The sequence below is a fragment of the Micromonospora sp. WMMD1076 genome, from assembly GCF_029581475.1.
Lineage (GTDB): Bacteria > Actinomycetota > Actinomycetes > Mycobacteriales > Micromonosporaceae > Micromonospora > Micromonospora aurantiaca.
In genome coordinates this window covers 4852137-4861281 of sequence record NZ_CP120862.1, presented here as the reverse complement: position 1 = coordinate 4861281, position 9145 = coordinate 4852137, and the positions used below count along the sequence as shown (strand labels likewise).

General features: G+C 71.9%; 7 protein-coding genes. 3 read left to right on the top strand and 4 right to left on the bottom strand.

The window, feature by feature from the left end; genetic code table 11:
• Positions 1–15: 15 nt before the first annotated feature.
• Positions 16–603, bottom strand: a complete 588-nt coding sequence (locus O7622_RS22770) for a TetR/AcrR family transcriptional regulator (RefSeq protein WP_282310231.1) — start codon at positions 601–603, stop codon at positions 16–18.
• A 90-nt stretch (positions 604–693) separates the two neighbouring features.
• On the opposite strand from O7622_RS22770, the gene O7622_RS22765 reads away from it, so the two are divergent.
• Positions 694–1620, top strand: coding sequence for an ABC transporter ATP-binding protein (locus O7622_RS22765; protein ID WP_047890617.1), 927 nt, complete (start codon positions 694–696; stop codon positions 1618–1620).
• A complete protein-coding gene (locus O7622_RS22760) occupies positions 1617–3176 on the top strand; it encodes a hypothetical protein (RefSeq protein WP_282310230.1) in 1560 nt (519 codons plus the stop codon). Before O7622_RS22765 ends, O7622_RS22760 begins: the two co-directional genes overlap by 4 nt.
• A 38-nt stretch (positions 3177–3214) precedes the next feature.
• Here O7622_RS22760 and O7622_RS22755 read toward each other — a convergent pair whose 3' ends face one another.
• The 3 genes from O7622_RS22755 to O7622_RS22745 all read right to left on the bottom strand — a co-directional run bounded on the left by O7622_RS22755 (position 3215) and on the right by O7622_RS22745 (position 7732).
• The gene (locus O7622_RS22755; RefSeq protein WP_282310229.1) at positions 3215–4456 is read right to left on the bottom strand and encodes a DUF1501 domain-containing protein; all 1242 of its coding nucleotides are present in this window, start codon (positions 4454–4456) and stop codon (positions 3215–3217) included.
• A gap of 13 nt (positions 4457–4469) precedes the next feature.
• Positions 4470–5771: a DUF1800 domain-containing protein gene (locus tag O7622_RS22750; protein WP_282310228.1), complete on the bottom strand. Its 1302-nt coding sequence runs from the start codon at positions 5769–5771 to the stop codon at positions 4470–4472.
• 398 nt (positions 5772–6169) lie between these two features.
• Entirely contained in the window at positions 6170–7732 is a 1563-nt protein-coding gene (locus O7622_RS22745; protein WP_282310227.1) for a S8 family serine peptidase, read from the bottom strand.
• Between the two features lie 304 nt (positions 7733–8036).
• Between O7622_RS22745 and O7622_RS22740 the strand changes: the two genes are divergently transcribed.
• Positions 8037–9011, top strand: coding sequence for an ATP-binding protein (locus O7622_RS22740; protein WP_282310226.1), 975 nt, complete (start codon positions 8037–8039; stop codon positions 9009–9011).
• Positions 9012–9145 lie beyond the last annotated feature (134 nt).

Below are 9145 nucleotides of genomic sequence, written 5' to 3'. Positions count from 1 at the left end.
CCGCCGCCGGGAGTGTCACGTGTGGGCGTCGCCGGCGCCCGGCCCGGACGCCCGGTGCTCGGTGGGGATGGCCTCCAGCGCTTCACGCACGTACTCGCCGACGGGCCGGGTGCGGCCGTCGTCGTGCCACTGTTCGAGGGCGCTGAAGTAGACACCGAAGGTGTAGGTGCGCGCCAGGACCCGCGCGGCGGTCGGCCCGTGCCCGCGGTCGGCCAGGGCCGCGGCGAGGCGGTCCACCATGGCGTCCATGGTGGCGTAGACGGCTGCTCGGATGGTCGGCTCCTCGAGCACGTAACGCATGCCGCGCCACGGTCCTCCGCCGCCGGCACTGGCCGCGAGGCGGGTCATCGTGCCGGGTAGATCGTCGAGGTCGAGAACCTCGTCGAAGCCGTCCGCCCCGACGGCGGCGAACGGGTCGACTGTGAACAGCCCCTCCTTGGAGCCGAAGTAGCGGTAGAAGGTGGACGGTGACACCGCCGCTTCCCGCGCGATGTCGTCGATGGTGACGTTGTGGAACCCGCGAGAGTCGAAGAGCTCCATGGCCGTGTCCTGGATCGCCCGGATCGCGGCCATGCGATTGCGTTGACGCAGGCTGAGCGGCATGTCATCGAGTGTAGCGATGTGAAATTCTTACTCAGTGAGCTACCAACTATCAAGGTGATAGTAGCTGTCAGAATTTGCTAGGATGTGGGCATGGATGCGATCGCGGTGCGAGGTGTACGCAAGGTGTTCGGCGGCACCGTCGCGCTGGACGACCTGGACCTGACGGTCACCGCGGGGGAGGTGCACGGCTTCCTCGGGCCGAACGGCGCGGGAAAGAGCACCACCATCCGGGCCCTGCTCGGCCAGCTCCGGGTGGACGCCGGCGAGGCGAAGATCTTTGGTCTGGACTGCTGGAGCCAGTCGGTGGCGGCCCACCGGCGCCTGGCGTACGTGCCGGGCGATGTGGCGCTGTGGCCGGGTCTGACCGGCGGCGCCAGCATCGACGTCCTCGGCCGGCTGCACGGCGGGGCGGACCCGCGCCGCCGGCGGGAGCTCATCGACCGGTTCGAGCTCGACCCGACCAAGCGGACGCGCACCTACTCGAAGGGCAACCGGCAGAAGGTCGCGCTGATCGCGGCGCTCGCCACGAACGCCGACCTCTTCCTGTTCGACGAGCCGACCTCGGGTCTGGATCCGCTGATGGAGGAGGTCTTCCAACAGTGCGTCCGGGAGCTGAAGGACAACGGTCGCACCGTCCTGCTGAGCAGCCACATCCTCTCCGAGGTGGAGGTCCTGTGTGACCGCGTCAGCATCATCAGACGCGGTGCGGTGATCCGCTCCGGCACACTCACCGACCTGCGCAGCCACACCCTCACCCGGGTCACCGCGGTGACGAGGCGCCCGCTGCCCGACCTGGACCGGCACGACGACCTCGTCGACCTCGTCGTGACCACCCGGCCGGACGGCACCCACGTCAGCTTCCGCGCCGGCTCGGCGGCGCTGGCCGCGGCGGTCGGCTACGTCGCCGCCGCCGAACCGGCCTCGCTGACGGTGCAGCCACCGAGCCTCGACGAGCTGTTCCTCACCAACTACCGCAGTGACGTCCCGAACGCCGTGGCCGGGAGTGCGGTGCGATGACCGGATACTGGCGCTGTCTGTCGCTGAGCCTGCGCACCGGCTACACCCAGGTGCTCGGCTGGCCGCTGCTGGTGGCTGCCCTCGTGCTCGCGAGCGCGGGCACCATCAACGGCACCTACTCCGACCAGGCCAGCCGCGACCGGTACGCCGGGGCGTACGAGCTGCTGAGCGGCAGCGCGGCGCTGCAGGGCCGCGGGTACGACCTGCACACCCTGGGCGGCATCCTGGTCAACGAGATGGGTTACCTGACCCTGATCATGATCCCCCTGATCGGCGTGCACCTCGCGATCCGGTTCACCCGCAGCGTCGAGGACACCGGACGCCTCGACATCCTGACGTCCTACCCGGTCCACCGGCTGGCGCCGGCCGCGGCCGGGGTGACCGCCGCGGCGGTCACGGCGGCCCTCACCGCGGTGATCACCGCGGTCGGGCTGACGGCACTGGACTACCCCCTCGGCGGGTCATGGCTCTACGCCGGCGGACTCGCGATGTTCATGCTCGTCTTCACCGGCGTCGGGACCCTGATCGCCCAGTGCTGCCGGACCGCCCGCACCGCCTACCTGCTCGCGGCGGGAGCCTGGCTGATCAGCTACCTGGCCCGCGCGGCGGTGGACGCGCAGCAGTGGGCCGCGACCGGCTGGAATCCGCAGTCGTGGCTGGCCGAGATCAAGCCCTTCGCCGCGAACCCCCCGTGGTGGCCCTGGATCGCCTCCGGCCTGCTGGCCGTCGGCTTGTTCGCCGCCACCGCCGCGGTCGCCCTCCGGCGTGACCAGGGAGCCGGCATCATCGCTCCACGACCGGGCCCGGCCACGGCGCCGGCCTGGGTCCGCTCCCCCTTCACCCTCCTCGCACGGCTCACCGGCGGTCTCGGTGCCGGCTGGGTCGGGGCGAGCATGTTGTTCGCCTTCGCCTTCGGATACCTGGCTCCCCAGATCAATCACCTCGACGCCGCCACTAATGCCGAGCAGGGTGCCACGGTGAACGCCACTCTCACGATCTTCGTCCAGCTCAACGCGCTGCTCGCCGCCGCCGCGGGGATCCAGATCGTGCAGTGGCTGGCTGCCGAGGAGACAGCCGGCCGGGTGGGCTACAGTCTGTCCACCCCGGTGAGCCGGTGGCGGTGGTGGACGTCCACCACGCTGCTGGCGACGACGTGGTCGATGCTGGTCCTGCTCTGCGGTGGCCTCGCCACCGGTCTCGGCCTCGAGGCGGGCTTCGGCGAAGGCCACTACTTCGGCAAGGGACTGACCGCCACTCTCTCCTACGCCGCAGCGGTCGTGCTGCTGACCGGCGTGGCCGTGGTCGTGCACTCGCTGAGCCCCAGAGCGGTCCCGGTCGCGTGGCTCCCGGTCGGCTGGGGTCTCGTTGTCTGCCTTCGCGCCGACCTGCTCGAACTCCCGTCGTGGTCGCGTCAGCTCTCCCCGGTGCACTGGATCGGCGCGGTACCCCGCGACGCCTTGCACCGGCCGGCGGCCCTGACCATGGCCGTTGCCGCAGTCGTTCTCGTCGCGGTGTCGACGGTGCGCTACCGCTGGCGGGACCTCGAAGCGGGGTGACCCGCCCCGAAGGTGAGGGTCCGACTGCTCGTGAGGGCTCAGAGCACTCCGGTGAGCCGGCCCTTCCAACCGGCGAGGACCGCTCCCGGGTCGGTGTCGAGGACGTCGGTGAGCAGCGTCGCGTAGACATCGCGGAAATCGGTGTGGAACTTCAGGTCACCGTCGTCGAGGTCGGTGAGGCTGGGGGGCTCACCGTGAAGGCCGCCGCGCACCGGCGCGCCGAGCAACAGCATGTTCGACGCGGTGCCGTGGTCGGTGCCGTCCGAGCCGTTGGCTGCGACCCGACGGCCGAACTCCGAGTAGACCGCCGTGACCACCTTGCGGCCGGCCTCGGAGCCCGCCATCCGGGTGTGGAAACGGCTCAGTGCCGCGTCCAGCATGCCGAGCAGCACCTGCTGGAGTTGCTTCTCGTCGGCGTGCGTGTCGAACCCGCCGAGGGAGACGGAGAAGACCCGGGTCGACACCCCGGCCTCGACGCACTGCGCGACGAGGTCGAGCTGCGCGTCCAGCGACGCTCGCGCGCCACCCGTGGCGGTGGCCGAGGCGGCCTCGCCGTCGTCGTCCTGCCCTTCGCCGTCCGGTGCCTCGCGGACCGTGCGGATCATCTCGTCGACGGAGCGCAGGTCCGCGAAGCATGCCGCTGCGCGGGCCCGGGCCGGGGATTCCCCCGGTGCGGCGGTGCCGAGCGCGGCCAGCGTCGACGCGGGCAGTCCGGCGGTCGTCCGCTGCTCGCTCACCGGCACCGAGGCACCCGCGCCGCGCTCGCCGGCGAGCAGCGGGGGCAGCGCCGACTCGAACGAGACGGCCAACCGGGGATCGGCGCCGACGTGGTCGAGCCAGCGGCCGAGCCAGCCGGTGTTGCCGGGCCGGTCCGGCTGCGCGGTGTGCCAGATGTCCATCGACCGGAAGTGGCTGCGGTCCGGCTTCGGGTAGCCCACCCCGCGCACCACCGCGAGCCGGCCGTCGCCGTACGCCCGGTGCAGGCCGGTCAACGCCGGGTTGAGACCGAACCGATCGTCCAGCTTCAACACCTCCTCCGCCGGGTGGGCCAGCTCGGGTCGCGCGTCGCGATAAGCCGGGTCGGCGTACGGGATGACGGTGTTCAGGCCGTCGTTGCCGCCGTAGAGCGTGACCAGGACCAAGGTGCGGGCCTGTGGATCCCGGTCGCCGGCGGTGGCGAGCAGGTCGTTGAGGCTGAGGGCGGCGGCACCGCCGGCCAGGGCGGTCGCGCCGACCACCCCGCTGGCCAGCAGGAACCGTCGTCGGGTCAGGACGTCCACAGGATCGCTCCTCTCAACTGACCGCGTACTCGGGACTGAGCAGGCCGGCCGTCAGCAGCTTCTGCGGCTGCCCCGCGAGCGGGGTGAGGGCAGACCGGGTGCGGTCACTCCATGCGTCGACGACGAGCAGCCGGGCCAACGCGTCGGCCCGACCGGCGGCCGGCGCGGCGTCCAGCCGGGCCAGCACGGCCGGCGCGGCCGCCCGCGCCAGCAGGTCCGCCACCCGCATCTTGGCCTGCAACGACGAGGTGGTGAGCCAGGCGGCGCCGGCCGGCCAGCCGCCGACGCTCGACGGACGCAGTGGCACCTGGTCCAGCGCGTTCAGCCCGGCCAGAATCCGCCGTCGGCCCTGCTCGGGCAGCGCGGACGGCCGCACGCCGAGCTGCCGGGCCGCGCCGACCACCCACTCGACGGGCTGCTTGACCAGCGTGTCGCGGGTCCGCGCGAAAGCCGGGGTGGTGAAGATCCGCCGAAGCGTGCCGACCGTGTCCGGGCCGGCGAGGTCGGCCGGCGCGGGAGCGTGCGTCCCGGCGTATCGGAACCAGAGCCGTTCCGCGACGAACCGCGCAGCCTCCGGACGTCCGGCGAGTAGCGCGGCGTACGAGCCGGTGTCGAAGGCGGCCTGCCGGCCGAGGATGGTCTTGGGGCCGGAATCGTGCCGGCGAAGCTCGAAGCGAGCGACGCCGGTGGATCGGTCCACCGTCCAGCCGGTCAGCGCCCGGGCGCCCTCCTTGACGTCGGCCTCGGTGTAGCCGCTGCCGATGCCGAGGGTGAACAGCTCCATCGACTCCCGCGCCAGATTCTCGTTCGGCGCCCGGCGGCTGTTCTTCTGGCCGTCGAGCCACAGGATCAACGCCGGGTCGCGCAGCATCGCGTCGACCAGCGGTCCGAGCGGACCCCGGCCGTAGCGGCGCAGGGTGTCCAGTTGGCGCAGCATCAGCGGGGCGGAACGGACCTTCCGCACGCTGGTCGCCCAGTGCCCGTGCCAGAAGAAGACCAGTTTCTCCTCGGCCTGATGCTCGGCGGCGATCATCCGCTCCAACCACCAGTCGGTGAGCGCGGTGACCTGCTCCCGGCGCCTGCGGTTGGCCTGCTGCCGCTGTTCCGGGCTGGCACCCTTGCGCAGTTGCCCGGCCGGGTCGGCTCCCAGCGTGGGTGTGGGCGTCGCCGTCGCGCCCCGGTCCGTGCTCTTGGGAGCGAGCAACCTGTCGAGCGTCGCGGTGAACCCCGCCTGCTCGGCGGCGTCCACCTCATCGGCGGTCGGCCCGAAGGTTGCCCGGCGCAGCAGGTGCGCCACCGCTTCCCGTTCCGTCATGCCGGCGACGCTAGCCGGGAAACGTACGGGGAAGGTAAGCGTCCGATGCGGGCTGCGTCCGGGTGAGCAGGCGCCGCGGGCCCGGGGGAGCAGGTGGGCGGCGGCGGCGCGGTAGGTGTGGGACGGTGTCGCCGGCGGCGCGGCGCCGGCCGATCGCCCGGAGGCTGGCGTCGCCGTCTCCGGCAACTGCCGGGGAAACCTTGCCGCCACGGCGATCCGCGGCCCGAGGACCTCGGTGGGTTCGCCTGTCCGCGAGGGCTGGCGAGGCGGGGGTTCATCACGGGCGCCGCGTTGGCGGCCGTGCGGCAACGCGGACAACGACAGGTGCGGCCGGCTCGCGTGGCAGCGAGCCGGCCGCACCGTCACGATGTGCCGCTCCGTGAGGCGTGAGCGGATGGTCAGACGGTGAGGGTCCAGGTGTTGAGGTAGCCGGTGTCGGCGGAGTAGACGTCGCGCACCTGCAGTCGCCAGGTGCCGTCCGCCGCCTCCGAGGAGAGGTTGACGGTGTACGTGGCGTTGACGTTGTCGGTGCTGTCGGAGCCGCTGCTGTTCTTCAGCCGGTAGCTGGTGCCGTCCGGTGCGAGCAGGTCGATCACCAGGTCGCCCCGGTAGGTGTGGACGATGCTGACCGCGACGGTGGCGGTCGCGGAGGCGTTGCGGCCGCAGCCGGAGATGACGATGGGGCTGGTCACGGCCGGGCCGGCGTCGGGGATGGCCACGTCGGTGCCGTTGGTGCCGGTGCAGCCGGTCGGCGGGGGCGGGGGCGGCGGGGTGCTGCCGTTGACGACGTAGAGCAGCTTGTTGGGCGATCCGTTGCCGGGGTTGGTCACCACGTTGCTGGTGGCGTTGGTGACCAGGTAGTCGCGGACCTGTTGCGGGGTCCAGGAGGGGTTGGCGCCGACTACGAGCGCCGCCGCGCCCACCACGTGCGGGGTGGCCATCGAGGTGCCGCTGATCGTGTTGGTGGCCGTGTCGCTGCTGTTCCAGGCCGAGGTGATCGACGAGCCGGGCGCGAAGATGTCCAGGCAGGTTCCGATGTTGGAGAAGGACGATCGGGCGTCGCTGCTCGTGGTCGAGCCGACCGTGATCCCCTCGGCGGTGCGTGCCGGTGAGGTGTTGCAGGCGTTCGCGCCGTAGTCGTTGCCGGCGGCCAGGCCGTAGGTGACGCCGGAGGCGATGGAGTTGCGCACGGCGGTGTCCAGGGTGGTGTCGACGCCGCCGCCGAGGCTCATATTGGCCACCGCGGGCTTGACGGCGTTGGCGGTGACCCAGTCGACGCCGGAGACGACGCCGGCGGTGGTGCCGCTGCCGGAGCAGTTGAGCACCTTGACCGCGACCAGTTGCACACCCTTGGCCACGCCGTACGCCGAGCCGCCGACGGTGCCGGCGACGTGCGTGCCGTGGCCGTTGCAGTCGGTGTTGTTGCTGTCGACGGTGTTGGTTCCCCACGTGGCCCGGCCGCCGAAGGTGCTGTGCGTGGTGCGGATGCCGGTGTCGATGATGTAGGCGTGCACGTTGCTGGCCGTGTTCGGGTAGGTGTAGGAGTTGTCCAGCGGCAGGTTGCGCTGGTCGATCCGGTCCAGGCCCCAGGACGGCGGGTTGGTCTGGGTGGCGCTGATCGACACGGTGTGGTTCTGCTGTACGTACGCCACGGCCGGGTCGGCGGCGATCCGCGCGGCGGCGCGCGCGTCGACCCGTACCTCGAAGCCGCGCAGCGCAGCGCCCCAGGTCCGGGCGACCGCGCCGCCGTGCCGGCCGGTCAGCCGCCGCGCGGTGTCACCGATCTGGCTCCGGGTGACCGAGGCCTCCTTGAACACGACGAGATAGCTGTCGGCCACGGCGGTGGTGCCGCCGGCCTCCCTGATGACGCCGACCCGGTCGGCTGCCATGGCGGGGGCGGCCGCCATCAGCATCGTCAGGGCCGCCGCCCCGACGAGTGCGGACTTGCACGATGGACGCATCGCAATCCTCCTCCGGTCGGAGCCGGATCGTCGCGCTGCGGTAGCAGTGCGATCGATCTGCGCCGATTGGTGATGAGCATAGGAGTCGTTTTCCCTCCGGGTACATAGCAGATGATGGATATTTCGAGCGTATGACGGGCGCTGGGCGCGCCGTCGCGTGCCGCCAGCCCCGGCACCGGCCTCCGGCGGTCCCTCGTCACCGCTCGGATGACACTGCGTCCGCGTCCACCACCACGGACGGTCCGGCGGCTACAGTAGCGCCTATGAAAACGGTTATCGCTTTGGTGTGTCCGGAGGGCCGGCTGTGAAGATCGCGTTCGTCGGCAAGGGCGGCAGCGGCAAGACGACACTTGCCGCCATGTTCGCCCGCCACCTCACCGGCCGGGGCCCGGTGTTGGCCATCGACGCCGACATCAACCAGCATCTGGCGGTTGCCCTCGGCGCGTCTGCCTCCGTCGCCGCGCAGTTCCCGCCGCTCGGGAAGCACCTGCCCGAGATCAAGGAGTACCTGCGGGGGACGAACCCGCGGATCGGCTCCGCCGCCGAGATGGTGAAGACGACCCCGCCCGGTGCCGGATCCCGGCTGCTGCGGGTGGCGGAGGACAACCCCGTCTACGCCGCGTGCGTCCGGGAGGTCGGCGGCGTGCGCGTCGCGGCGACCGGGGCCTTCACCCCGGAGGACCTCGGTGTCTCCTGCTACCACTCCAAGGTCGGTGCGGTGGAGCTGCTGCTCAACCACCTGCTCGACGGGCCGGGCGAGTACGTGGTGGTGGACATGACCGCCGGGGCCGACTCGTTCGCCTCCGGGCTGTTCACTCGCTTCGACCGCACCTTCCTGGTCTGCGAGCCGACCCTGCGCAGCGTCGGCGTCTACCGGCAGTACGCCGGCTACGCCCGCGATTACGGCGTCGCCCTGTCCGTGGTCGGCAACAAGGTCGAGGACACCTCGGACGTGGACTTCCTCCGCGAGCACGTCGGCGCCGATCTCCTCACCTGGGTGAGCCGGTCGGCATACGTGCGGCGCGGCGAGCGCGGCGCGGCGGAGCCGTTGTCACAGCTGGAGCCGGCCAACCGGGCGGTCCTGGCCCAGCTCGCCGACGCGGTGGACGACACCGTGCAGGACTGGGATGCCTTCACCCGCCATGCCCACGAGTTCCACCGCCGCAACGCCGCCGCGTGGGCCAACGACCGCACCGGTGTCGACCTCACCGCCCAGATCGACCCCGACTTCCAGCTCGGGCCGGTCCGGTCGAGCGTCCCCGACGCGGTGTCCGCGTAGAGCGCGCGGGGCGAGTGCCGGCGGGCGCCGGACCCGCCACTGCTGCTGACTCGAACGCTCGCGGCACCGCACGCCGCGGTGCGAGAAGGGCGGATCCCGGGCGACGACGCCGGGGGAGTCCCGCCACCGGCCCC

Bases quoted from the DNA above. Each gene is read 5' to 3' on its own strand.
- O7622_RS22770 (WP_282310231.1), bottom strand. From the start codon at position 603: ATGCCGCTCAGCCTGCGTCAACGCAATCGCATGGCCGCGATCCGGGCG.
- O7622_RS22765 (WP_047890617.1), top strand. From the start codon at position 694: ATGGATGCGATCGCGGTGCGAGGTGTACGCAAGGTGTTCGGCGGCACC.
- O7622_RS22760 (WP_282310230.1), top strand. From the start codon at position 1,617: ATGACCGGATACTGGCGCTGTCTGTCGCTGAGCCTGCGCACCGGCTAC.
- O7622_RS22750 (WP_282310228.1), bottom strand. From the start codon at position 5,771: ATGACGGAACGGGAAGCGGTGGCGCACCTGCTGCGCCGGGCAACCTTC.
- O7622_RS22745 (WP_282310227.1), bottom strand. From the start codon at position 7,732: ATGCGTCCATCGTGCAAGTCCGCACTCGTCGGGGCGGCGGCCCTGACG.